Annotated in this window: 19 protein-coding genes; 11 read left to right on the forward strand and 8 right to left on the reverse strand. The window is 63.7% G+C overall.

Annotated elements, in window-relative coordinates:
- Nucleotides 1-43 precede the first annotated feature (43 nt).
- The gene (locus GPT33_RS00110) at nucleotides 44-742 is read right to left on the reverse strand and encodes a cytochrome b/b6 domain-containing protein (RefSeq protein WP_296804648.1); all 699 of its coding nucleotides are present in this window, start codon (nucleotides 740-742) and stop codon (nucleotides 44-46) included.
- A gap of 222 nt (nucleotides 743-964) precedes the next feature.
- Between GPT33_RS00110 and GPT33_RS00115 the strand changes: the two genes are divergently transcribed.
- Nucleotides 965-1,144, forward strand: coding sequence for a PA3496 family putative envelope integrity protein (locus GPT33_RS00115; protein ID WP_007192069.1), 180 nt, complete (start codon nucleotides 965-967; stop codon nucleotides 1,142-1,144).
- Nucleotides 1,145-1,244: 100 nt separating this feature from the next.
- Here GPT33_RS00115 and GPT33_RS00120 read toward each other — a convergent pair whose 3' ends face one another.
- The 4 genes from GPT33_RS00120 to GPT33_RS00135 form a co-directional block, all read right to left on the reverse strand.
- Nucleotides 1,245-4,742 carry a mechanosensitive ion channel domain-containing protein gene (locus GPT33_RS00120; RefSeq protein WP_296804652.1) on the reverse strand — a complete coding sequence of 1,166 codons (3,498 nt, stop codon included), beginning with the start codon at nucleotides 4,740-4,742 and terminating at the stop codon, nucleotides 1,245-1,247.
- Between the two features lie 194 nt (nucleotides 4,743-4,936).
- The gene (argA, locus tag GPT33_RS00125; protein ID WP_296804654.1) at nucleotides 4,937-6,325 is read right to left on the reverse strand and encodes an amino-acid N-acetyltransferase; all 1,389 of its coding nucleotides are present in this window, start codon (nucleotides 6,323-6,325) and stop codon (nucleotides 4,937-4,939) included.
- 28 nt (nucleotides 6,326-6,353) lie between these two features.
- Nucleotides 6,354-7,706, reverse strand: a complete 1,353-nt coding sequence (locus tag GPT33_RS00130; protein WP_296804656.1) for a sigma-54 dependent transcriptional regulator — start codon at nucleotides 7,704-7,706, stop codon at nucleotides 6,354-6,356.
- 175 nt (nucleotides 7,707-7,881) lie between these two features.
- Entirely contained in the window at nucleotides 7,882-9,525 is a 1,644-nt protein-coding gene (locus GPT33_RS00135) for an ATP-binding protein (RefSeq protein ID WP_296804659.1), read from the reverse strand.
- Nucleotides 9,526-9,686: 161 nt separating this feature from the next.
- Here GPT33_RS00135 and sucC point away from each other — a divergent pair, with 161 nt between their 5' ends.
- The 4 genes from sucC to GPT33_RS00155 all read left to right on the forward strand — a co-directional run bounded on the left by sucC (nucleotide 9,687) and on the right by GPT33_RS00155 (nucleotide 13,978).
- Complete coding sequence (gene sucC / locus GPT33_RS00140) at nucleotides 9,687-10,874, forward strand: ADP-forming succinate--CoA ligase subunit beta (RefSeq protein WP_296804661.1); 1,188 nt, start codon at nucleotides 9,687-9,689, stop codon at nucleotides 10,872-10,874.
- Between the two features lies 1 nt (nucleotide 10,875).
- Nucleotides 10,876-11,796 carry a succinate--CoA ligase subunit alpha gene (gene sucD / locus GPT33_RS00145; protein WP_296804662.1) on the forward strand — a complete coding sequence of 307 codons (921 nt, stop codon included), beginning with the start codon at nucleotides 10,876-10,878 and terminating at the stop codon, nucleotides 11,794-11,796.
- Nucleotides 11,797-11,856: 60 nt separating this feature from the next.
- The gene (locus GPT33_RS00150) at nucleotides 11,857-13,482 is read left to right on the forward strand and encodes an NAD+ synthase (RefSeq protein WP_296804664.1); all 1,626 of its coding nucleotides are present in this window, start codon (nucleotides 11,857-11,859) and stop codon (nucleotides 13,480-13,482) included.
- A 157-nt stretch (nucleotides 13,483-13,639) separates the two neighbouring features.
- Nucleotides 13,640-13,978 carry a P-II family nitrogen regulator gene (locus GPT33_RS00155; RefSeq protein ID WP_093032757.1) on the forward strand — a complete coding sequence of 113 codons (339 nt, stop codon included), beginning with the start codon at nucleotides 13,640-13,642 and terminating at the stop codon, nucleotides 13,976-13,978.
- A gap of 104 nt (nucleotides 13,979-14,082) precedes the next feature.
- On the opposite strand, the gene GPT33_RS00160 is transcribed toward GPT33_RS00155, so the two are convergent.
- On the reverse strand, nucleotides 14,083-14,910 hold the full coding sequence (locus tag GPT33_RS00160; protein ID WP_296804668.1) for an outer membrane protein assembly factor BamD: 828 nt from the start codon (nucleotides 14,908-14,910) through the stop codon (nucleotides 14,083-14,085).
- A 141-nt stretch (nucleotides 14,911-15,051) separates the two neighbouring features.
- Here GPT33_RS00160 and rluD point away from each other — a divergent pair, with 141 nt between their 5' ends.
- The 6 genes from rluD (at nucleotide 15,052) to gshA (ending at nucleotide 22,200) form a co-directional block, all read left to right on the forward strand.
- Entirely contained in the window at nucleotides 15,052-15,999 is a 948-nt protein-coding gene (rluD, locus tag GPT33_RS00165) for a 23S rRNA pseudouridine(1911/1915/1917) synthase RluD (protein WP_296804701.1), read from the forward strand.
- Between the two features lie 38 nt (nucleotides 16,000-16,037).
- Nucleotides 16,038-16,880 carry a peptidoglycan editing factor PgeF gene (gene pgeF / locus GPT33_RS00170; RefSeq protein WP_363928876.1) on the forward strand — a complete coding sequence of 281 codons (843 nt, stop codon included), beginning with the start codon at nucleotides 16,038-16,040 and terminating at the stop codon, nucleotides 16,878-16,880.
- The gene (locus tag GPT33_RS00175; protein ID WP_296804671.1) at nucleotides 16,873-17,394 is read left to right on the forward strand and encodes an ACT domain-containing protein; all 522 of its coding nucleotides are present in this window, start codon (nucleotides 16,873-16,875) and stop codon (nucleotides 17,392-17,394) included. The genes pgeF and GPT33_RS00175 overlap by 8 nt, the downstream gene beginning before the upstream one ends.
- 3 nt (nucleotides 17,395-17,397) lie before the next feature.
- Entirely contained in the window at nucleotides 17,398-17,901 is a 504-nt protein-coding gene (def, locus tag GPT33_RS00180; protein WP_296804673.1) for a peptide deformylase, read from the forward strand.
- Between the two features lie 342 nt (nucleotides 17,902-18,243).
- Nucleotides 18,244-20,343: a carboxy terminal-processing peptidase gene (locus GPT33_RS00185; protein WP_296804676.1), complete on the forward strand. Its 2,100-nt coding sequence runs from the start codon at nucleotides 18,244-18,246 to the stop codon at nucleotides 20,341-20,343.
- 216 nt (nucleotides 20,344-20,559) lie between these two features.
- On the forward strand, nucleotides 20,560-22,200 hold the full coding sequence (gene gshA, locus GPT33_RS00190; protein ID WP_296804678.1) for a glutamate--cysteine ligase: 1,641 nt from the start codon (nucleotides 20,560-20,562) through the stop codon (nucleotides 22,198-22,200).
- A 516-nt stretch (nucleotides 22,201-22,716) separates the two neighbouring features.
- On the opposite strand, the gene GPT33_RS00195 is transcribed toward gshA, so the two are convergent.
- Both GPT33_RS00195 and sthA read right to left on the reverse strand, forming a co-directional pair.
- Nucleotides 22,717-23,379 (reverse strand): hypothetical protein, encoded by a 663-nt coding sequence (locus GPT33_RS00195; protein ID WP_296804680.1) that lies wholly within the window; start codon nucleotides 23,377-23,379, stop codon nucleotides 22,717-22,719.
- Between the two features lie 440 nt (nucleotides 23,380-23,819).
- Nucleotides 23,820-25,217 carry a Si-specific NAD(P)(+) transhydrogenase gene (gene sthA / locus GPT33_RS00200; protein ID WP_296804682.1) on the reverse strand — a complete coding sequence of 466 codons (1,398 nt, stop codon included), beginning with the start codon at nucleotides 25,215-25,217 and terminating at the stop codon, nucleotides 23,820-23,822.
- Nucleotides 25,218-25,235: the final 18 nt, after the last annotated feature.

A 25,235-nucleotide genomic window follows, 5' to 3' on the forward strand; every position in this document is an offset into this window, starting at 1 on the left:
CTCAATTGCCGGTGACGGCCGCGTTCTTGTGTGTCGACCTCGGTTACCACGTCGGAATGCTGCCGGGTGGCGGAGGCGGCGGGGGTGGCGGAAGGAGCCCGCCGTCGGCGATCCACACGGCGGCAAAGGCAACGGCCAAGGCCGCGACGAAGGCGAGCCACCCACCGCCGGTCGCCGGTTTCGCCGCCGCGCCCGAGACCCGCTTGCGCCCGTGGATCATCGGCATGACCAGATCGTCCTTATGCACGAAGCGATAGAAGAGGATCGCTCCGACGTGAAGGGCGATCAGTGTGCCGATCAGCCACACGTTTTGCCGATGCAGACCGGTAATCCAGTTGCTCGTAGCCTTCGAGACCAGGTCGTAGAGGGGGCCTCTGAAGGCAATATCGTCGTTGGTCATGAGGCCGCTGATCGACTGAAACAGCAGCAGGCCGAGCAAGGCGAGCACGGATAGGGCTGCCAAAGGACTGTGTCCGAGCCCTTGCCACCGACCTCGCAGGTAGTCGATTACCGCGCCGGGTCCACGCACGAAATGTCCGAATCGCGCATAGGTCGAGCCCAGCACGCCCCAGGCGAGGCGGAAGACGAGCAAGCCCAGGATCACGAGACCGATGCGGCCGTGCCAAACCATTAGGTTCCCGCCTTGCAGACCGGTCACGAACGCGGCCGCGACGAGCAACGCGAGCAGCCAGTGAAAGAGGCGGGTCGGTAGGTCCCAGATCAGGATCGCTCGCTCGTTCAACGCAGGGTCTCCTTTTTCTCAAAATCGATTCGGTGTCGACCCGGTATCTTGAGGCCCCCGATGACGCGGGGCAACTCGATCCGCGCCGACACCCGAGTCGATTTGCGCAGCCTGACGCGCCCCGGGTCGAGGCAGGGGCAAATTATCGCTTGACGCCGAGTTTGCTTTCGATTAAAGAGCGCCGAATATTCCCTTACGAAAGTGTGACCCGAGGTAGCGGAGATGATGGACAACGAGAGCAGTTACGGCGAGGAAGCCAACGAGCGTGTGCCGTCGATGACGGGCCCGGATTCGCGCGCCCCCGCGGCGAACTTGGCGGTGCGTCGTCGGATCGAGCATATGCGCGAGATCAAACGGCTTCGCGAGCTTCTCGACGACCCCGAGTTCGACGAACTGGGCTGAGCCCGATGGCCCGCGGATGGTGCGGGCCTGCTCTTTCAACGAGCCGTCGAGTGCGGCTCTTTCCCCCGGACCGGGTCTTTTCGGAAAAGCGCTCGAGTCCTTACTCGCCTTGCGAAACCGACCCCGCGGGACGAACCGCGTCGCGAACGGCAGGATCCAAACGAATATCCAAGGGCGCGCGCAGCGACAGATGGACATCGCGTTGCGGGAACGCCATTCCGATCCCCTGCTCTTTGAAGCGATCGTAGATCGCTTGATGCAGCTCGGTGGCGACGCCGATCCGTCCGTCGAGCGAGTTGAGATAACAGCGCAGGACGATGGTCAAGGCGTTGTCGCCGAAGCCCTCGAAGCTGATCAAGGGGGCGGGATCATTGAGGACTCGCTCGTGCTGCTCGGCGACTTGAGCGAGGATGCTCAGTGCCTTGCGCGTGTCGCTTCCGTATTCGATCCCGATCGGGATCGTGATGCGGTTTTGCTGATCGGTCAGACTCCAGTTCAACAAACGTCCGGTGATGAACTCCTTATTCGGGACCAAGAGTTCCTGTCTGTCCCAGTTCCGGATGGTGGTTGCGCGGATCTGGATGTTGGTCACCACACCGGTCGTATCCCCGATGGTGACGATGTCGCCGACCCGCACCGGACGTTCGAACAGGATGATGATGCCGCTGATGAAGTTCGCCACGATCTCCTGAAGGCCGAAGCCGATACCGACGCCGAGCGCTGCCACGAGCCATTGCACCTGCCCCCAGTTCAGCCCGAGTGTACTGAATGCGACGAGGAAGGCGGCGACCGTGATGGCGTAGCTCACCAGGGTCTTGATGGCATAACGCCCGCCCGCCGAGACGGATTCGGTCTGCAGCAGCAGGATCTCCAGCAGGGCCGGGAGGTTCTTCGCGGCAGCGGTCGCAACGAAGAGGATCACCAGCACTAGGCCCAGGTTGGCCGCCGTCACCGGGACTGGCTGGACCACGCCGTCGACCATCCCGTCGTAATACCAAAGCGGGATGCGCTCGAGCATGGACAGGGCCGGCAAGACATCCGACCAGGTCAGCCACACCCCCAGCAATGCGGTGAAGAACACCGAGGCATTGATCAGGCGTCGGGTCTGCTCGTCGAGAGCGGCGAGATCCGGTTCGGGCTCGTCGACCTGCAGCTCCGAGGCGCTCGGGGCGGTCTCTTTACGTTCGGCCTCGTTTTGCGCGCGGCGGGCGCTTGCACGCTCCACGGCCGCCGTCAGCGCCAAGCGACGTCGTGTGACGATCAGCCAACGCACGATCACCTGATGCAGCACGATCAAGGCAAGCGCAAGCCAGGTTTGCTGCACCAGCGACTCAAACAGGACTCCGGCCGTGTAGACGTAGCCCAGCAACGCGAGCACCGCCAGGCCCAGCGGCGCACCGACGATCACCGGAAACCAGATGTGACGCAAGCGGTTGAACCAACTGTTCGGGGATTCCGCGAGGACCTTCTGCACGACACCCTTCGCAGGATTCAACAGGCGCGCCAAAAAGACGGAAAAACCGACCATGGTCGCCACCATCGCCAGGCGTCCGAGGCTCCCGCTGAAGGCGGGGTCGCTGTCGTTGTAGAGAACGATGGTGATTAAGGCGATCGGGACGATATAGACGCTGAACCAATCAAACTCCCGTCTGAGCCGCTGGAGGGTTCCTTGGCTCCAGCGAAAGTGTCGGTCGGCCACCCCTCCGGTGATGCAAAGTGTTCGGAAGGCGCGCAGATAGTACAGACCGACGGAGGTGCCGATAAGGGCCGACCCAAGCGCGCGCGTGAAGCCGGTGGCCTCGATGGATGTCGACAGCTGCAGTCCGATCAACCACAGCAAGAGCGGGATGGGCAGTGCGGCCAAGAGGCTGAGGCCGATGGCCTTGGCGGTGTGGCTCAGGCGATCGGTGCGAATCTTGCGCAGCGGCTCGGCCGTAGCGCGGATCGCGCGTCGCAGCGCCGAGAGCTTCCAGAAGAGGGCGACGATGACGAGCGTTAAGCCCCAGGTCAGTGGCGAGTGCCTTCCCGAGTGTGCAAGCACCCGTGCGACCTCGATCCAATGCTCGTGCGCGATGAGCCAGCCGATGGCCGATGGAAGGGTGACGAGGGTCTCGAGGCCGACCGGAAGGGTGCTGCGCACCCAAAGCAGCCTTTCGGCGAGATAGCCGTCGTAGCCCTTGGCCGTATGAATCAGCTGGTCGGCGGCGTAGTTGAGCTCGCCGAGCTGGCGGATGTAGTCGTCCTCGACGACGAGCGCCTGCGTGATCAAACGACGTCTTTGCTCGAGTGTCGCCTCGAGTTGCTCGCGCACCTCCGGGGCCTGCGCCGTCGGATCACGTGTGGTGAGCTCGTCGAGGTAGGCGTCGAGATCGCGGAGTTGACGTTGCTCCTCGCGATAGAGGATCTGTCTAAGCGTGGCCTCGGCGATCTCGTCTTCGCGCTCCTCGATCGCCCCGCGCAGTCGGCGCAGGTCGGGGATCTCGTCGCGCCGCTCGACTAAGACTTGACCGAGTGCCTTACTGAGTCCGGCGGCCTCGATGCGTTGCTGTGCCGCTTTGAAATCCTGCTCCACCCGTTTGCGTTCGGCCTCGAGGGTCTCGATCTCGAAGTCGAGATCCTCGAGATTGCGCGCCAGATCGCCCATGGATGTCGTGATCTCGGCGTTCTCCTGCGTCGCCTCCTGCACCAGGGCATGCTTGTCGGCGGCCTCGATCCGTGCGCGCTCGGATTCACGCTGCGCCGCCTCCGCCTCGTTGCGACGCCGCTGATTCTGCATCTCCTCGAGCTGGCGCTGCCTGGCTCGGAGGCTCTCCCACTTCAGGGTCGCCTCCTCGCGTTGTGCGCGTTGCAGTGCCTCGCGTACCGACAGACCCAGCAGCTCCTGCTCCAGCATCCGGCTCTCGGCCCAGAGCGATGCCCGACGCGTCTCAAGCGCCCATCGGCGCGCTTCGCTCGCCGCGGCATCCGCGCTTTCACTCTTGGCTTGGCTTAGGTCGGCTTCAAGCTCGCCGAGAGCGGTCTTGACCTCGGACAAGCGTGCGCGAATCGCGGCGGGGCGACCCGTGCTGCGCTCGATGGCCTTGTCGAGCTCGCCGATGCGTGTCTCCTCCACGGCGGCCTCGGCGAGGACGACGCTCAGGCGTTGCGTAATCTCCTCGGTCGACAGATCGGTCGGGATCTCGACGACGCCGCCCGTCCGCGGCTCGCGTTGCGCCAGCCGTTGCTGGATTGCCGCGGTTTCGGCAGGTGCCGTCGTCAGCGCTTCGGCAAGCTCTTTGGCCTGGGTGTCGAAGGTCCGAGTCGCCTCGAGGTTGGCCAGTGCCCGCCGATAGAACTCCGTCAATGCAGCCTTGCCGGCTTCGTCGAGCGCCGTATCGGCCGCGACCTCCGCGATCCTGGCCTCGACCTGATCGACCGACGGAAGACCGTCGCTGCTGCTCGCCGGTGTGGCCAGGGTCGAGCCGGCCGGTGCCGGCTCGGCCGCGAGCGCGTTGCTCGCGAGGAGCATCGAGAACACGAGCAGAAGCGGAGGCAACGTCAATGCCGTCCGGAACCGCCGTTGCTCCGAATCGCCGGAGGGTCCTGTTGGTGTGGTCATCATCGGGATCGACATCATTATGATCGGGTCGCAAAAAGAACGGCTCGGCCATCGCCTGATCAGACGACGGCTTTGCCGTTTGAGTCAAAAAAATTGATGATCTTCAGAATCTTAAATCGCGTTCGCTCAAGCGTATCAAGACGCGCTCGACGCCGAGCCAATACCGAACCCGCGCATGTGGCGGTGAACGCGATTTAAAGCACCTTGATGTAGACCTGCGAGTTGCGCTGGAAGTTGTAAAGGGCTTGCCGTTCCATCGGCAAGGCACCGAGCGACCCGGGCTCGAATCCGCGCTCTCGAAACCAATGTGCGGTTTGGGTGGTGAGGACGAACAGGCGCTCGATACCGCCCGCGCGGGCGATGTCTTCCATGTGGGCGAGGAGTCGATCGCCACGTCCGCTCGCCCGATACTCCTGGTGCACCGCGACGCAGGCCAACTCCGCCATCGCCGCGCTCGGGTAAGGGTAAAGTGCCGCGCACGCCGTGATCAAGCCGTCGCGCTCGGTCAGGAAGAAACGGTCGATCTCGGTCTCCAAGCGTTCGCGCGAGCGCCGCACCAGCACCCCGCGATCCTCGAGCGGTCGGAGCAGCTCGAGGATGCCCGTGACGTCGTCGATGCGTGCCGGGCGCAGCTCCTCATAGGGTTCGGCGGAGATCAGCGTGCCGCTGCCGTCGGGGGTGAGGAGCTCGCGCAACAGCGCGCCCCCGCGCCGGCGCTGCACCAAGTGCACACGTCGGATCCCGTTACGGCAAGCCTCGGCACCGGCGCGCAGGCACTGTGCGACATCTTCGGGAATCCCGCTCGAGGCGGCGAGCAGGGCGTCGATGTCGCGGGCCAAGAGGTTCGGCCCCAGCAGATCCTGGGGCAGATCGCGGGTCTCGCTGTTCGGGGACGCATCCCCGGCGGGATCCTTGGCGACGGGGTCCTCGGTGAGAAAGATCAGCTTGTCGGCGCCGAGCGCGACCGCCGCGCCGCGCGCCACGTCGGCCGCGCTCAGATTGAAGACCTCGCCGGTCGGGGAATAGCCGAGCGGCGGCATCAAGGCGACCGCACCCTGATCGAGCACCGCCCGCAGTGTCTGACGGTCGATCCGCCGCACCGCCCCGGTGTGGGCGTAGTCGACCCCGTCGATCACGCCCAGGGGGCGCGCCGTTACGAAATTGCCCGAGACAACCGGGATGCGCACGCCGGCCATCGGCGAGTTGGCGAGCCCGAGCGAGAGCAGGGCCTCGATCTCGACTCGGACCACCCCGGCGGCCTCCTTCACACAGGCGAGCGCCGTCTGGTCGGTGATCCGCAGCCCGTTGACATAGCGCAGCTGTGCACCGCGACCGGCGAGCCGGGCCTCGATCTGGGGGCGCGCGCCGTGTACCAGCACGATCCGGATACCGAGCCCGTGCAGCAGGGCGATATCGTGGACCAAATCCGGAAAGCGCGGATCCGCGACTGCCTCGCCGCCGAAGACAATCACGAACGTGCGTCCGCGGTGCGCGTGGATGTAGGGTGTGGCCTGGCGCACCCAGTCGACGAAGGGATCGCGGGATGGAGCTGGGTCTTGCAGGTCGGAATTCGATGGTGTCATGTTCGGTCCGGTCGCGGCATGCGATCGGCTATTCGATGCCGAGCTTGGCGAGACGATAGCGCAGCGATCTCAGGGTCATCCCCAGCTTCTTTGCCGCGGCGGTGCGGTTCCAACGCGTCTCGTCGAGCGCATCGAGGATCGCCTTCTTCTCGATCTCGCCGAGATAGTCCTCCAACGGGACACTGTCGTCGATCTGTGCCGGTGCGGCGAGCGCCGGGCCGTCGGTCTGAGGGAGATAGAGGTCCCCGACCTCGATGACCGACCCTTCGCAAAGTGCGGTCGCGCGCTCGAGGATGTTTTCGAGCTCGCGCACGTTGCCCGGAAAACCGTAGTCAATCAATGCCTCCAGGGCATCCGCCGAGAGGGCCATAGCGGGCTGGCCCTTATGATGCCGAGCAATACGCAGCAGCATCCGCTCCGCCAGGGCGGGGATGTCGCGGGGGCGCTCGCGCAGCGCGGGCATGCGCAGCTCGATGACGTTGATGCGATAAAAGAGATCTTGCCTGAAGTGTCCCTTGTCGACCTCCAGGTTCAAATCGCGATGACTGGCGCTGATGATCCGTGCATCGACCGCGACCTCCTGTTGGGCGCCGACCGGGCGCACGCTCTTCTCCTGGACGGCGCGCAGCAGCTTCACCTGCGCCGGCAACGGCAGATCGGCGACCTCGTCGAGAAACAGGGTGCCGCCCGAGGCGGCTTGGAAAAGCCCCTCCTTGTCGCTCACGGCGCCGGTGAAACTGCCTTTCTTGTGACCGAACAGCTCGCTTTCGACCAAGTCCTGTGGAATCGCCCCGCAGTTCACGGCAACGAACGGCCCGGCGGCACGCGGGCCTTGGCCGTGGATGAGTCGAGCCGCGAGCTCCTTGCCCGTGCCGCTCTCGCCGGTGATGAAGACCGGGGCTTGGTTGCGCGCGAGCTTGCCGATCATCTGGCGGATCTGCTCCATTGCGCGCGAGTCCCCGATCAGGCTTGCCTCGGTAGCGCTGCGGCTGCCTTCCCCGGCGGCCGCGGTCTCGCGCAGTCGCAGCGCCGAGCCGACGAGCTGGCGTAGGAGCTGCAAATCCACGGGTTTGGGGACAAAGTCGAAAGCCCCGGCCTTCATGGCTGCGACTGCCGATTCCATGTTGCCGTGAGCGGTGATCATGGCGACCGGGAGGTCGGGATAGTGCTCGGAGATATGACGGATCAGGTCGATGCCGTTCCCGTCCGGGAGGCTCATGTCGGTCAGACAGAGGTCGAAGCGGTTGCGTTCGAGCTGATGCTTGGCATCGATGACCGTCATGGCGGTCAATGCCCGAATATCCATTCGGCCGAGGGTGATCTTCAAGAGGTCGAGGATATCGGACTCGTCGTCGACGACCAGCGCTTGAGCCTTCGTCATTAGGCCAGCTCCCTCGGTGTGGTCAGGGTGGTTGGGTTCGGAGCGTGCTGCCCCGATGCAATCCATCGGTGCTCAGGACATCGTTGTCTCGTTTTTTCCGGCTTGCGTCTGCTCTCCAAGCATAACGCGTGGCAGAGCCCGACAGAAGCCATGCGACCCCCTTGACAGGAGCCCGTCAGCGGGCGAAATGGAGCCTGAATCGGCTGCCGTGCGGCTCGGCGGGCTCATAAGTGAGATGGATGCCGTTGGTCTCGGCCAATTCTCGGGCGATATAGAGACCGAGGCCCGTGCCGCTGGTCTTCGTGGTGAAGAATGGATTGAAGATGTCGCGCGCGGTCTTGGCGTCGATTCCGGGCCCCTCGTCGGCAATCTCGATCAGGGGCCGAGCGGAAGTCTCGTCGGTGGGAAGCAGCCGGATCTTGATGCGCGGCGGCTCGTTGCCGTAACCACCGTGAATCAGGGCGTTCTCGCACAGGTTGGAGATGATCTGGTGCAGATGACGCGGATCCACCTCGACCGGATCGGGCGAGTAGGTGATCTCGAGCGCGAGACGTTCCCACGCCAGTCGGTGGGTCTCGCGAAACTCCTCGGCGAACTCCTCGATCCAGCGTGCCGGATCGAGCAACACCGGATCCATCCGATCTCGGCGTGAAAGCTGGAGCACGCTTCGCACCGTCTCGTCGATGCGTGCACTGTTGCGCCGGATGATGTCGAGCAGGTGGCGGTCGTCTTCCGGCAAATCCTTGCCGTCGGCGAAGAGTTGGCTCGCGTGGGTGATGGCGCTCAAGGGGTTGCGGATGTTGTGGGCGATGCTGGCGGTGAGAGTGCCGAGTGCGGCCAGCTTGATCTGTTGGGCCTCGCGGGTAAGCTCCTGGTTGTCGCGTAGATAGATCAAGGCGCCGGAGGCCCGATAATCGCCGAGTAGCTTGAGGGTCGCACGCAGCTCGCGCTCGCCGACGCGCACGAGGGTGCCCTCGGGCGCCGGATTGTGGACCTGAGTCTCGAGCCACTCGACGATCTCCGGGGAGAAATCGCCGAGGGAGCTGCCGGGCTTGACCAGATCGACGTCGAGAAGCTCGAGGGCGGCCTTGTTCTTCAGGCGAAGATGCCGCTCGCCGTCGACCGCGAGGATGCCGGTCTCGAGGTTGGCGATGATGAAGGCGTTGAGCTTGGTCAGATTGGCGATATCGACCGTGCGTCGCGCCGCCATGGTCTCGGCCTCGCGCACCCTGCGATAGAGCACGTGCGCGAGGAGTGCCACGGCGAAGAAGATGCCGCCGAGCAGACCGGCCTGGGTATAGCTCGAGGTCGCAACGCCCCCGTAGAGGTCCGAATAAATCTGCTCGGTGAGCACGGCAAGGGCGGCGAAGGACGCAAACAGAAGCGCCAGGCGCCCTTCCATGAGAAGTGCTCCGGCCGCCACGGTCACGCCGATCAGGATCCCGATACCGCTTGCAGCGCCGCCAGCGGCGTGCATCAAGAGGGTAAAGGCGATGATGTCGATATAGGTGGCGAGGTGGACCTGACTCCCGCGGCTCGGCCAATGCGCGTAAAGGGTCAGGCCGCTCAGCAGCACCAGGATGGCGTAGACGATGAGGACATTCCAGGCCAGCGAGGCGTTGGCGGGCGTGATGAGCGGGTCCAGCGCCGAGGGCGAGAACAGTAGGATGAGTCCGATCAGCACTACGAGCCGAAACAGAAACAGCCAGCGCAGCGCGAGCCAGGTTGGATACGGGTGACCGGGCTGCCCGGGTTGTTGAATGCTTTCGGGGCGCGCTGCCGAGCTCAGGAGCCCCGCCGTGGATTCGGGATGATTCATCGTTGATGGTCTCATGCTCGGTTACGCCCTCGGTCGGCGTATCGCGTGCGGAGGATGAATGCGCCTTTGCCAATCTGCCGCCGATTAGACCAGAATGGCGGGGGCGCGGCCATGAGGTCGCGACGCTTCGGGATTCGGCACACCGCGACGGCGAGCACACCATGAATCTACACGAATACCAGGCGAAACGGCTGTTCGACGAGTACCGGATCCGCATCCCCGACGGCGTGACGGCGAGCACGGTCGAGGAGGCCGGGGCGGCGTGCAGCGCGCTCGGCGGGGAGCGCTGGGTCGTGAAGGCGCAGGTCCATGCGGGCGGGCGCGGCAAGGCCGGGGGCGTGATCATGGCCGAGAGTCCGTCCGCCGTCGAGACTGCCGCACGGCGTCTGCTCGGTACGCGTCTGGTCACGGGTCAGAGCGCGCCGGACGGCTTGCCGGTCGACAGGCTCCTGATCGAGCGGCCGATGGCGATCGCGCGCGAGCTGTATCTCGGGTTGCTGCTGGAGCGCGAGACCGAGCGTGTCCTCTTTGTCGCCTCGGAGGCCGGCGGGATGGACATCGAGCGCGTCGCGGCCGAGACGCCGGAGCGTTTGCTGCGGGTGCGGGTGCATCCGGCGGTCGGTCTGCAACCCTATCAGGTGCGCCGCTTGGGTTTCGGGCTCTGCCTGGACGCGAGCCAGATCAAATCGCTCGGGCTGCTGATGGACGGACTGTATCGACTCTTCGTCGAGAAGGACGCGAGTCTGGTGGAGGTCAACCCGCTGGTGGTCGACGATCGCGGTGAGCTGATCGCGTTGGACGCCAAGATCAACCTGGACGACAACGCACTCTATCGCCACCCGGACCTGGATGCGCTGCGCGACCCGGGCCAAGAGGATCCGCGCGAGCTGGCCGCGAAGCGCCATGAGCTGAGCTATATCAGTCTCAGCGGCAACATCGGGTGCATGGTCAACGGGGCCGGGCTCGCCATGGCGACCATGGATCTGGTGCAGCTGCATGGCGGCGCACCGGCAAACTTTCTCGATGTCGGCGGCGGTGCAACCGCGGCGCGCGTCGCCGAGGCGTTCAAGTTGATTCTCTCCGATACCAACGTCCGCGCGGTGCTGGTGAACATCTTCGGCGGCATCGTGCGTTGCGACCTGATCGCCGAGGGCATCATCGAGGCGGTACGGGAGGTTCAGGTCTCGGTCCCGGTGGTGGTGCGCCTGGAAGGCACCAATGCCGCGCAGGGGCTTGAGATGCTGGCCCACAGCGGGTTGGCGGTCGAGACGATGGCGGGTCTCGGCGAGGCGGCCCGGCGGGTCGTGGATGCGGCCGCCGGTCGACCGGCCGTCGCCGGAGGGGTCTGAGATGAGCGTTCTCGTCGACAGCAGCACACGGGTCATCTGCCAGGGCTTCACGGGCAAGCAGGGCACCTTCCACAGCGAGCAGGCGATCGCCTACGGCACCGACCTGGTCGGCGGCGTGACCCCGGGCAAGGGCGGGCAGCGTCATCTCGATCGGCCGGTCTTCGATACCGTGCACCAAGCGGTTCGCGACACGGGCGCGGATGCGACCATGATCTACGTGCCCGCGGCCTATGCCGCGGATGCGATTCTGGAGGCCGCGGACGCCGGGATTCGGGTCATTGTCTGCATCACCGAGGGGATCCCGGTTCTGGACATGGTACGGGTCAAGGCCGCGCTAGCGGGTAGCCCGGCGGTCGTGATCGGTCCCAACTGTCCGGGCATCATCACACCGGGCGCCTGCAAGATCGGCATCATGCCGGGGAACATCCACGCGCCCGGTCGGGTCGGCATCGTGTCGCGTTCGGGAACCCTGACCTACGAGGCGGTCTGGCAGACCACCCAAGCGGGTCTGGGGCAGAGCACCTGCATCGGGATCGGCGGGGATCCGATCCAGGGTCTCGATTTCGTCGCCTGTCTGGATCTGTTCGAGCAGGACCCTCAGACCGAGGCGATCATCATGGTCGGCGAGATCGGCGGCAGCGGCGAGGAGGAGGCCGCGGAGGTCATCCGCGAGCGGATCTCCAAACCGCTGGTCGCGTACATCGCCGGGGTAACGGCGCCTGCCGGTAAGCGCATGGGTCATGCGGGAGCGATCGTTACCGGCGGACGCGGGACGGCCGAAGGCAAGTACGCGGCCTTGGAGCAGGCCGGCGCCGTTACCGTGCGCTCGCCGGCGGAGATGGGGAGTCGACTGGCGGAGCTTCTCGGCGGTAGCTGGTCACATGAGGTGAGGATTCAGAAACAAGGTCAACATCTTGGTTAACGCGTTTCGGTTATTTTTGAATCGTTGCTGAGCTTCTGATCACTACTAGAGGATCCCGCCGTGGGATGTCGTATCCGGGTCGCGCAGTTGAATCTCGTTGTCGGGGATGTCGTGGGCAACGCCGATCGGGTGATCGCCGAGGCGGCGTCTGCGCGTGCGGACGGGGTCGATCTGTTGGTCTTTCCCGAGTTGACCCTCACCGGTTATCCGCCGGAGGATCTCTTGTTGCGCCCGGAGCTGATGCAGCGCGTCGAGTCCGCCTTGGCGCGGATCCGTGCCGAGTGTCGAGGGATCACCCTGGTGTTGGGCTATCCGCTTCGGGCCGTCGGCGGACTGTTCAACGTGGCGGGAGTGGTACGCGACGGTGAGGTGATCGGCGAGTACGCGAAGCAGCATTTGCCAAACTACAGCGTCTTCGACGAGAAGCGTTACTTTCAGGCCGGCGCAACCCCTTTGGTGCTCGAGCATTTGGGCTTGAGGATCGGCCTGAGCGTTTGCGAGGACATCTGGCAGGAAGACCCGACACGGCAGGCGGTCGAAACCGGTGCGCAGATCCTGATCAACATCAATGCCTCGCCCTTTCATGTCGGCAAACGTGCCGAGCGCGAGGCACTGGTCGCGCGTCGGGCGAGCGAGCACGCCATCCCGGTCGTCTATGCAAACCTCGTCGGGGGGCAGGATGAATTGGTTTTCGACGGTGCCTCGTTTGTCGCGGACGGCACCGGTCGGATCCTGCATCGCGCGGCGGTCTTCGAGGAGGACCTGCTCACGTTCGACCTCGATGACGAGGGGAGCCCGGTCGGTTCGACGCCCGAGCGCAGCACGCAGGCGATCGACGACGATGAGATGCAGGAGGAGGCGAGCGTCTACGGCGCCCTGGTGTTGGGTGTGCGCGACTATGTTCGCAAGAACGGTTTCAGCGGTGCGGTGCTCGGGCTCTCGGGCGGTGTCGACTCCGCGCTGACGCTCGCCATCGCCGTGGATGCGTTGGGTGCCGATGCGGTCGAGGGCGTCTTGATGCCGTCGCGCTATACCTCCCGAATGAGCAACGCGGATGCCTTCGAGGAGGCCGAGTCACTCGGCGTGAAGGCTCAGCTGATCTCGATCGAGCCGGCGTTCCGGTCGTTCCTGTCGATGCTCGAGCCGGCATTCGAGGGTCTGGCCGCGGACGTCACCGAGGAGAATATTCAGGCGCGCTGCCGCGGTATCATCCTGATGGCGATCAGCAACAAGACCGGGCGCATCCTGCTGACCACCGGAAACAAGAGCGAGATGGCAGTGGGCTACGCCACCCTCTACGGCGACATGGCGGGCGGTTTCGCGCCCATCAAGGACGTGCCGAAGCTCTTGGTGTACAGGCTGGCGCGCTATCGCAACCGTCGCTCCCCGGTCATTCCGGATCGTGTACTCACGCGTGCGCCGTCCGCCGAGCTAAGGCCCGATCAGACCGATCAGGATAGCCTTCCTCCCTACGAGGTTTTGGATCCGATCCTGCGGCTCTATATCGAAGAGGACGAGGGTGTCGACGGCATCGTCGCGAGTGGGTATCCGGCCGAGATCGTGCGTCGGATCACCCGGTTGGTCGATCGCAACGAATACAAGCGCCGCCAAGCCCCGCCCGGCGTGCGAATCTCCACCCGGGCGTTCGGTCGCGATCGCCGGTATCCAATCACGAGCAGATTCTAATCCACTGTTTTAGAGGGGTTTCGTGTTCTGGTTCAGCGTGCATTGCCCGGTCGGCGATCGTCGTCGCAGCCGCGGTTCAACCCGTTCGCTGTTCAACGGCATGCACGGAACTTATACTTAGCGGCTTCGGTAGCCGGTTCCCACAATGGAGAGCGTCATGAAGAAGGTTGAAGCCATCATTAAGCCATTTAAGCTGGACGACGTCCGCGAGGCGCTCTCCGCCGCGGGCATCACCGGCATGACCGCGATCGAGGTCAAGGGTTTCGGACGTCAAAAGGGGCATACCGAGCTGTATCGGGGCGCCGAGTACGTCGTGGATTTCCTGCCCAAGGTCAAGATCGAGCTTGTGCTCACCGATGATCTGGTGGAGACCTGTATCAGCGCCATCACGACCGCCGCTCGCACCGGCAAGATCGGCGACGGCAAGATTTTCGTCTCGGATGTGACGCATGTGGTGCGTATCCGCACCGGGGAAGAGAACGAGGCCGCAGTCTGAGCCGCGGTCATTCTAGGTCCGGGTTGCATTCAAGCCCTTGCAGCCCGGGTTAAGTCATCCCGGCGCAGCGCCCTGTCACGGCGCCGGAATGTCGTGTCCGGGCGTCAATTCTCGTCGAGGCTGAGATAGTCCCAGACCTTGCGCGCGAGACTGACTTCGCCGGGTTCCGGCTCGTCGGAGATGAAACGACCCGCCTCCCGATTCAAGTCGAGAACCCGCCTCGCGTCGGCCGCCAGCTCGCGTTTTCCAAGTGCGGTGTAGGCGTCGATCAGCACCTCGAGGGCACTTTCCACGGCACTTGTTCGCTGAAACCGTTCGATCACGTAGTTCGCACGGTTCGCTGCAGCGAGGTAGGCGCCGCGGCGCATGTAATAGCGTGCGACATTGACCTCGTGCTTTGCGAGATTGTTGCGCAGGTAGAGCATGCGCTGCCGGGCGTCCTCGGCATAGCGGCTGTCGGGAAAGCGTTCGACCAAGACCGAGAAGTCCACGAAGGCATCGAGCGCCGATCCCGGATCCCGCTGCGAGGCGTCGATCGGAATGTAACGATCCAAAAACCCGACGCTGCGATTGTAGTTGACCAGACCTTTCAGATAATAGGCATAGTCCACGTACGGGTTTTGGGGATACAGCTTGATGAAGCGATCCGCCGCGGCGATCGCGGCCTCCGGCTCGTCCGCGCGATAATGCGTGTAGGCAATGTCGAGCTGCGACTGCATCGCGTAACGCCCGAACGGATACCGTGCCTCCAGCTTCTCGTAATACTCGATCGCCTTGGCATAGTTGCTCGAATCCAGCTCGGAGGATGCCTCGGCGTAGAGTCTCGCTGCGCTCCAGTTTTCGGTGAGATCGATCTCTTTGCCGAAGACGCCGCATCCGGCGAGTGCGACGGCGAGCACGAGCGCCGGCAGTCGTGTTAACGTTCTTCGCATGAATCAGAGATACCTGTTGATTTCCTCACGCAGTATACCCGAAGGAAAAAGTCCTCGCGCGCGAGGATATGCCCGCAGCGAATCGGTGAATCGGTCATGACGCAAGTCACGCCGGACGTCCCGCAGCCCGTCGCTTCGGTGATGCGCATGCGACGCCAGATCCGGGTCGAGCCGCAGCTTGCGGCCCGCCGGCTCGATCACGTGTTGGCGGCCTTGATCCCCGAGCTCTCGCGCAGCCGGCTGCAGCTTTGGATCGAGTCCGGACAGGTTCGGGTCGACGGGGTGGCGCGGCGCTCGCGCGACAAGGTCTGGGGCGGCGAGCTGATCGAGTTGGACGCGCCGATCGAGCCGGTCGGCGATTGTCTCCCGCAAGCGATCCCGCTGAATCGGGTCTTCGAGGACGAGCAGATCCTCGTGCTCGACAAACCGGCCGGTCTGGTGGTGCATCCGGCGGCGGGGCATCGCGACGGGACCTTGCAGAATGCCCTGCTCAACTATGCTCCTGGGCTGGCGCGCGTGCCGCGGGCCGGCATCGTGCACCGCTTGGATAAGGACACAACCGGGCTTCTCGTGGTGGCCAAGACGCTCGAGGCGCATCGCTCCTTGGTCGAGCAGCTGCAGGCTCGGCAGGTCCACCGTGAGTATCGTGCCCTGGTCATCGGCGAGGTGGTCGCCGGCGGCCGGATCGAGGCTCCGGTCGGGCGTCATCCGACACAGCGAACCCGCATGGCCGTGGTCGCGAACGGGCGACCTGCGATCACCCGCTACCGGGTCTTGGAGCGATTTGCCGGTCACAGCCTGCTTGCCGTCGAGCTCGAGACCGGGCGGACGCATCAGATTCGCGTGCACATGGCACACACGCAGCATCCACTGGTCGGGGATCGTGCCTACGGCGGTCGACCGCGGCCGCCCAAGGGAGCATCCACGGGTCTTGTCGAGGCGCTTCAGAGCTTCCCGCGTCAGGCGCTGCACGCCTTGCGCCTGGGTTTGGCGCATCCGACACTCGGCACGGCGATGAGCTGGGAGATCCCGTTGCCGGCCGATCTCGCCGAGTTGCTGGAGCGGTTTCGGGGCGAGGCGTCGGCGTGAAGGCGACGTCGCCAGAGCGGCTCCAGTCGGAGAGGATCATGCCGGAGATGATTGAACCCGACTGGCCTGCGCCGGCCCGCGTCAGGGCCTATTCGACCACGCGCGACGGCGGTGTCGGGAGCGGTGTCTATGCGAGCCTCAACCTGGCGGATCATGTCGGGGATACGCCCGAACGGGTCGCGCGCAATCGCGCCATCCTGGGCGAGTGCTTGCAGCTCCCGAGCGAGCCACTTTGGCTCCGACAGGTGCATGGCTGCCGACTCGTCGGCGACGATGCGGCCATCTCGAGCAGTGCATGTAAGCGCGAAGGATGCGAGGCGGACGGGGCCGTGACCAGCGAGGCCGGTGTGGTCTGTGTCGTCATGACGGCCGATTGTCTGCCGGTCCTCATGTGCGATGACCAGGGTACCCGCGTGGCGGCAGTACACGCCGGCTGGCGCGGTCTGGCATCCGGCATCCTGGAGCGAGCGATCGCGGCCATGGGTGTTTCGTCCGCCCGGATCGCCTCCCAGCATCGCCCGTTCGACCGCATCCCGTCCGAGCGTCTCTTGGTCTGGCTTGGTCCGGCCATCGGTCCGGATGCCTTCGAGGTCGGTCCAGAGGTACGCGAGCGATTCCTCGAGGCGGATCCTGAGTCGATCGATGCCTTCCGTGCATCGCGCGACGGGCGTTTCCTCGCCGACCTGGCCGGTCTGGCACGCCGCCGGCTTGCCAGGCTCGGGGTGACAGCGGTCTACGGAGGCGGTTACTGTACCCATTCGGATTCACGACGTTTTTTTTCGTATCGGCGCGACGGCGTTACCGGGCGAATGGCGAGCCTGATCTGGCTCGATCGCGTCGGCCACGGCGCTGCCGTTGCGGGAGACACATACGATGCCTGATTGGAACATGCTGACATTGGTCGGAGCCGACCGCCCGGGGATCGTCTCGCGCGTGACGCGAGCGCTCTACACCTGCGGATGCAACCTCGGCGAGGCGTCCATGATCCGCCTCGGCGGCAACTTCACCATTATGCTGATGGTAAGCGGCGAGCGACCCTGCGAGGAGCTGATGGCTGCCGTGCGCCCGGTGGCCGAGGAGCTGGGTCTGCGCGTTCACTTGGATCCGGTGCCGGGCGGTCTGCACCGGCACCTGGTACCGAATCTCCAGGTTCGGGTCTTCGGGGCCGATCGTGCGGGCATCGTTGCGGATGTCACCGAGATCCTCGCCGAGCATGGGTTCAATATCCTGGAGCTGGAGTCCGATGTCGCCGGGGATGCGCAACACCCGGTCTACATCATGAATATCCAGGGTTACTGCGAGCGCACCATCGAAGAGATGGAGACGGCGCTGTCGGCACTGAGCACCCGCGGCGTTTCTGTCGATGTCGCGCCTGTCGATGTTCTGATCGGCTGAGCCATGGCGATTCTGGATATCCTCAAGCTTCCCGACCCGCGTCTGAAGCAGGTCTCCGTGCCGGTCGAGCGTTTCGACGACGACTTGCGCGGTTTTGTGGCGGACCTCGAAGAAACCCGTCTGGCCGGTCCGGCCGCGGTGGGTATTGCCGCGCCGCAAGTCGGGCGCGTTCAGCGCATCGTCATCGTCGATGTTTCGGGTCGTCCGAAGACCCCCAATCACGGCCATCTCATCCTGGTAAACCCCGAGATCGTCCATTGGGAAGGCTACGCGATCGGTCGCGAAGGTTGCCTCTCGGTTCCGGACTACACCGGCAACGTCATCCGCGCCACGGGCATCCGGTTGAAGGCCCAGGATCTCGACGGCCAAGAGAACGAATACCTGATGGAGGGCTACGAGGCGCGCGCGGTCCAACATGAAATGGACCACCTCGACGGTCTGCTGTTCGTCGATCGGGTCGTGAGTCGCCGCACAGATTTGTACCGGCGCAAGGTCTACAAGACCTAAACCGCGTCCAGCGCGATACGCGTCGTTTTCATTGTGCGTTTGGCTTCGTAGATATCCTTGATCCCAGTGAAACGCGGTTTGGAATTTAATATTTTTGAATATGTTAAACCGCGCAGGCTCCGACTTTCGTCGGAGCCTGCGCGGCCAAGCCACTCCAAAAAAATGACGCATACCGTACCGGGCGCGGTTTGAGCACACATGAAGAGAGGCGGTTGCGGACCCATATCACCGCTTCGGGCAATCGTCCGTTCGGCGTTGGATGCAGGTGCGTGCGGCACCGACCAGAAACCCCGTCCGAGCAACGTTGTCTCTCTTCAAAGAGATGGATTACGAGAAATGCCTATGAGATCGCGCCTGTCCCGCCTTGTCTTCTTCGTCGCGGCCTTCCTGGCGGCGACGCTAGTTCTTGCCGCTCCTCGTCAGGTTCCCTTGTCGGAGCTGTTTCCGAGCCCCGCCCAGACCAAGTCGGCGGTCGTAATCAACAAGGTCTTGGAACGCTTTCACTATAAGAAGGTCGATCTCGACTCTGCGTTCGCGCAAAACGTCCTCGACAACTACCTCAAGGCACTCGATCCGAGCCGTGCGTTCTTTCTGGCACGCGATGTCGAGCGCTTCAAGGGCGGTGCAAAACGCTTGGATGAGGGGCTGCGTCGCGGCGAGCTCGATCTGGCCTTCGACGTCTTTCGGGTCTATCGGATGCGCGTGGACGAGCGTGTCGTCTATGCCGAGAGTCTCTTGAAGGGGCCTTTCGATTTCGATCGCGACGAGACCTTCAGGCTCGACTCGCCCGATGTGGCGTGGGCCAAGGACAGCGCCGAGCTGGACGAGATCTGGCGCAGGCGCGTGAAGAACGACTTCCTGACGCTGCGTTTGGCCGACAAGACGGACGAGGAGATTCGCGACCGGCTCAGCGAGCGTTACCAAGGGTTGGTTCGTCGTACCCATCAGTTCGACGGCAACGACGTCTTCCAGACGTTCATGAACGCCTATACCCAGACGCTCGAGCCGCATACGAGCTACATGTCGCCCAGTACATCCGAGAACTTCGACATCAGCATGAAGCTCTCGCTCGAAGGGATCGGCGCAGTGCTGCGTGCAGACAACGAGTATACGGTTATCCAAAGCACGGTTCCCGGTGGTCCGGCCCGGGAGTCCGGTCAGGTCCAGACCGGTGACCGTATCGTCGGGGTTGCACAAGGGCTCGAAGGAGCCATCGAGGATGTCGTGGGTTGGCGGCTCCAAGACGTTGTCGACAAGATTCGCGGACCCAAGGGCTCGGTCGTAAGACTGCAGCTGCTGCCGAAATCCGCCGCGACCAACGGCGGCGTGCGCGAGGTCGCGATCGTACGCAACGAGATCAAGCTCGAGGATCAGGCCGCGAAAGCGCTTGTCCTGGATGACCTCGGCAATGCGCCGGGAGTAAGGATCGGCGTGATCGAGATCCCGGCCTTTTATCGGGACTTTCAGGCCGAGGGCTCGGGCGATCGGAACTTCCGCAGCACGACCCGGGATGTGCGCCAGCTCATCGACGACCTGGTCCTGAAGGGCGTCGAAGGCATCGTGATCGACCTTCGCGGCAACGGCGGTGGCTCGTTGGCCGAGGCGACCTCGCTCACCGGTCTCTTCATCGACACCGGGCCGGTCGTGCAGGTGAAGGATGCCTTCGGAAAGATCGAGGTGGAGACGGATCCGGAGCCCGGTCTCGCCTACCGCGGGCCCTTGGCCGTGCTGGTCGACCGCGACAGCGCATCGGCTTCGGAGATCTTCGCCGGTGCCATCCAGGACTACGGGCGGGGTCTGGTGATCGGCGAACCGACCTTCGGCAAGGGTACCGTTCAGACCCTGATCGATCTGAATCGTTATGTCCCGGGCGAGCAGAACAACCTCGGGCGCTTGCGCCTGACGATGGCCGAGTTCTTCCGCATCAGCGGCGGGAGTACGCAACTGCGCGGTGTCGAGCCGGATATTCGGTTCCCGACCGCAGAGCTCATGGTCGAGCACGGCGAGCGATCTCTCGACAACGCCCTGCCTTGGACGCGAATTCGACCCGCAGATTACAAGAAGGCGGGTTCGGTCAGCGTCGATCTCCTTGCCCTGCAGTCCGCCGAACGTGTGTCGAAAGACCCCGGTTTCACGATGTTGGTCGAGCGCAGCAAGCTGATGCGCGACGTCGAGGCCCAAACCCATGTCTCGCTCCAGGAGAAGGCCCGTCGCGAGGACGACAAGCGGCGCGGAAGTGTCTTTAAGGAGCAGCAGAATGCGTACTTGCGTGCTCGCGGGATTGCGCCGGTCGACGAGGAGGACGAGCAGGTCGACGAGGATCTGCTCGACGCCCAACGCGAGGCCATTGCGCGCATCCAGGTGGAAGAAGCGGCCCGTATTCTCGCCGATGCCGTGTTGCTCGATCGCACCGAACGGCCGCGTGCCGTGATGCGTGACTGAATCGCGTCCCTCGATGACATGCGCTGTTTTCGCGTTGAATCGATATCGCATGGACTCACGGGCGTTGCCGCCGACGCGATTCAGGTTTTCGAATCTCGAGTATGTTCGTCCGGACGGGGCGCGGGAACTCTGCCGAATCCTTTCGCCATGGTTTAGCCGTTCATCGGCCATCGCCAGGGTTGGGCGCAGCACACTGCCGATCTTAAGGGTTATTCATTGAATCAGTCTCGAAAGGATCTTGAAGCGCGGATCGAACGACTGCGTTCCGCCGGTGCGACCGAACCGCTTCGCGGCAATCGCATCGGCCTGGAGAAGGAGGGCTTGCGTGCGTCGGCGGCCGGCCACCTTGCCATGTCGCCGCATCCGCAAGCGCTTGGCTCCGCATTGACGCATCCCTATATCACGACCGACTTCTCCGAGGCGCTGCTCGAGCTGATTACGCCCCCGGCGTCCAGCGTCGCCGAGGTCCTGGGTTTCCTCACCGATCTCCATGCCTATGTCTACCGTCATCTCGGCGACGAGCTGATCTGGGCGACCAGTATGCCCTGCGTGCTCGAGGGCGGTGCGGGTATCCCACTGGCGCGATACGGGATCTCGAACGCCGCGACTATGAAGACCGTCTATCGGCGTGGGTTGGGCAACCGATACGGTCGCACCATGCAGGTGATTGCGGGCCTGCATTTCAACTTCTCGTTTGCCGACAACTTTTTGGATCTGTACCAAGAGATTCAGGGTGTAGAGGGGGATGTCGTGGCCTTCCGCTCCGAGGTGCAGATGGGGATGGTGCGCAACCTACAGCGTGTCGGCTGGATCGTGCCCTACCTCTTCGGTGCATCGCCCGCGGTCTGTGCCAGCTTCGTCCAGGGCCGCGAGACCGATCTGCAGATCTTTGATCCCCACACGCTTTATTACCCCTATGCGACCTCGCTGCGTATGGGTGATATCGGGTATCAAAACCAACAGGAGCAAGGCACCGGGATGAAGGCGAGCTACGACAGCCTCGATTCATACGTGCGCAGTCTGACCTGGGCGATCGAGACCCCCTGTCCGCAGTACGAGAAGATCGGCGTGAAGGTCGGAGATCGTTACGAGCAGCTCAACGCCAACGTGCTGCAGATCGAGAACGAGTATTACAGCACGGTGCGTCCCAAGCAGATCACGGAGTGGATGGAGCGCCCGACGCTCGCTCTGCGGCGCCGAGGTGTGCGTTACGTCGAGCTGCGGTCGCCCGACATCAATATCTTCGAGCCGGCCGGGATCACGGCCGAGCAGATCCGCGTGCTCGAAACCCTGATGCTCTATTGCCTGGTCCTCGACAGCCCGCGCATCGGGGCGCGGGAGCGGCGCGAGATCGACGAGAATCAGGTCCTCACTGCCCATCGTGGACGTGAGCCGGGACTTGCGCTCTCGCGTCAACGCACGGCGGTGCCCTTGCGGGTTTGGGCGACCGAGATCCTGGACGATATGATCGCTGTGGCGGAGCTCCTCGACGGGGCGTCTGATGGTCCGCACGTGCAGAGTGTCGAGCGGCAGCGCGAGAAGGTTAAGGATCCTCATGCGACCCCGTCGGCCCGTATCCTCGAGACGATGCATGAGCGTCGGGAAGGCTTCTTCGCCTTCGCTCGTCGCCTGACTGAGGACCACCGGGAGACCTTCAAACGCCACCGGCTTGATCCCGAGCGCGAAGCATTGCTCGAGCGGCTTGCGCGCGAGTCGATTGTGCAGCAGCAAGGTATCGAGGCCGCCGACGATTGCGGATTCGATGAATTTCTCGCGGACTATTTCAACCAGGGCCGAGCCACCGATATCGCCGTGGATACAGCCGTCGATCGCGGCGCGCTTCAGGCAAGGGTTTAACCTAGGCGAACTCCGGAAACCTTCATACCAAGAGCGTAGTTGTGCCGAGTCGTGGTGAGGCACAACCAACCGTCGGCGCAAGTTGTGCCTCCTATCGTCAGCACAACGGGTATGGGATTTTGCGGGAGTCGCCCTAAACCGCGTCCAGAGCGAGATGCTCAGTTTCGAGTGAGCTCGACGTTTGGTGTGTCAACAGCCCTTAGTGACGATTCAGAAACAAGGTGAACACCTTGATGAACGCGTAGGATGGGTAGAGCGTCAGCGAAACCCATCCTCCAAACCGCCGCGTTACCGGGCTTCGGTCCGAGGCGCTTGGCGCGGGCTGGATGGGTTTCGCTTCGCTCTACCCATCCTACGTGTTTCGGTTGTTTTTGAACCGTTCCTTAGCGGGGACGCGGTTTAGATCCGGCCCGAAGCGCTCGGTATATTCATCGCAACGACGAAGACCCCGTTGCCGGGGTCTTCGAATGATGTGCGAGGCGTGTTTAGGGGTGATCGCCTCGGCGTACCGGACCTTTACTGCGCAGTTGCGGCGGGTGCCGGTGCGTCGGCCTCCTGCTCGGGGACTTGAACCTTGGGCTGGCAGTCTTGGCTCGAGATGTTGCTCGGGCGCATGTGCGGCGCATAACCGGCCATGTGGGTGCGCTCGATAGCTCGCGGATGTTGTGCGCGACGTTGCTCGCTTTCCGCCTTGAAGGCGTCGCGGCGCTCCTGAATTTCCTGCTGAACCTTGGCGCGACGGGCGTCCATCTCATCCATACGCGTCTTCACGAATTCAGGCATAGCCGGGATCTGACCGAATTCGGGCATGGCCGGGGTCTCGGGCATGGCCGGGATCTGACCGAATTCAGGCATCGCCGGCATCTCTGGCATTGCAGGGTACTGGGCGAATTCCGGCACCGGCGGCATCTCCGGGAAGCCCGATTCGATGCCGGAGGGCATCCGAGCGAAATCGGCCGCGCGCTGCTCCATCAACTGCCGATGAGCCTCCATCGCCTGCTCGATGGCCTTGTTCTGCTGCTCGGCCATGGCCTCATGCCGTGCGGAAATGGCCTGCATCTGCTGCTCTGCCATCTCGGGGGTCATGACCGGCGCGACGGGGGCGTTGTACCAGGCACCGGCGGAGGACGCGGCGGCGGCAAGGGCGATGATCGAGGCTGCTTGGACAAGCTTGAACATGGAACACACCTTTAAGATTAGAAAATGATGGGTCTTGGTCGTCTTGCGAGCCCTCCCCGTGGTTCGGGGAGCCTCTGCCGCTCGACGCATCGGTCGAGCGGGACTCGCGTATCGTCATCAGGGACGGATGCAGGCAACATCGTCGGGGTCGCGCCGTCCATGGGCGTCATGGATTCCGGGTACCCGCGCCATGAAGCGGTCGCGGCAGCAAGCTGATTATTGTCGTTGCCCTTCGATCGCGCCCTGATTAGGGCATCAGTATATAATGATTCTCTAACATATCAACCCAAAGTTAATCCTGCGACGCAACACGCCCGTCATCGCAACTTAAATCAATGATTCTCTTATTGTCCTGAACCGCGTCGACCGCGAGGGCGCTTGATCGTCAGGATGCCGAATGTAGATGCGAGCTTGCATGTCATTCCGGACGCGGTTCAGCTTTAGAAGAGCCGATTCAACCCGTTGAGCGCCGCGACCCGATAGGCTTCCGCCATCGTGGGATAGTTGAAGGTGGTCTCGGTAAAGTATCGGATGCTGTTCGCCTCGCCGCGCTGAGACATGATTGCCTGGCCGATATGCACGATCTCGGCGGCTTGCTCGCCGAAGCAGTGAATTCCCAAGATCTCCAAGGTCTCGCGGTGGAAGAGGAGCTTGAGCATGCCGACCGTATGCCCGGTGATCTGGGCGCGGGCGATACTCTTGAAGTCGGCTTGAGCCACCTCGTAGGGGATCTGCAGTGCGGTGAGCTCGCGCTCGGTCCGTCCCACGGAGCTGATCTCCGGGACCGTATAGATCCCGGTCGGGAATTCCTCGATCAGAGACCAGTCGCAGGCGCCGTCGGCGATATGTGCACCGACGAATCGCCCTTGATCATAGCTGGCACTGGCCAGCGCGGGCTGACCGACCACGTCGCCGACGGCGTAGATGTGCGGCAAGGCGGTCTGGTAGCTCTTGTTGACCTCGAGCTGACCACGCTGATTGGGCGTCACCCCGATGGTCTCGAGCCCCAAGTCGTGGGTGTTCCCGGTCCGCCCGTTGGCCCAGAGCAGGATGTCCGTCTTGAACTTCTTGCCTGACTTGCAGTGCAGCACCACCCCGTCGTCGCCGGTCTCGACACGCTCGTAGGTCTCGTTGTGTCTGATCACCACGCCCTGCTGGCGCAGATGATAGCCGAGCGCGTCCGTGATCTCGTCGTCGAGGAAAGACAGGAGTCGGTCGCGTGTATCGACCAGATTCACCTTCACGTCGAGCGCGCCCATGATCGAGGCGTACTCGCAACCGATGACGCCTGCACCATAGATGGTCATGGATCGCGGGGTGTGCTTCAGTCCGAGCACCGTGTCGCTGTCGCGGATGCGCGGGTGGGTGAAATCCACATCCGGCGGATGGTAGGGACGCGATCCGGTCGCGATGACGATGTGCTTCGCACGCAGTTCTTCCGTGACGCTGCCAGCGCGTTGGACCTCGATCCGATCATCGCCAAGGAAGCGCGCACGTCCGAACACGACCTCGACCCGATTGCGCTGATAATAGCGATACCGGGTGCGGACCTGGTCGTTGATGACGCCGTCCGCGGCACGCAGCAGATCCGGAAACGCCGCTTCGATCTGATGTTGGGTGTGCTGAAACAGCGGGTTGCGACGATAGTCCGCAAGCATCTGGATCGAGTGGCGCAGCGCTTTGCTGGGGATGGTGCCCCAATGGGTGCAGCCTCCGCCGACCGCGTTGTGGGCCTCGATCACGGCGATCCGATGCCCGGCCTTCGCGAGCTTCATCGCCGCGCCTTCCCCGGCGGGCCCGGTCCCGATGACGATGCTGTCGAATTCTCTGGTGGTCATCGAGACGGACTCCGGTTG

Origin of the sequence: Thiocapsa sp. (assembly GCF_011390875.1) — a bacterium.
Taxonomy (GTDB): domain Bacteria; phylum Pseudomonadota; class Gammaproteobacteria; order Chromatiales; family Chromatiaceae; genus Thiocapsa.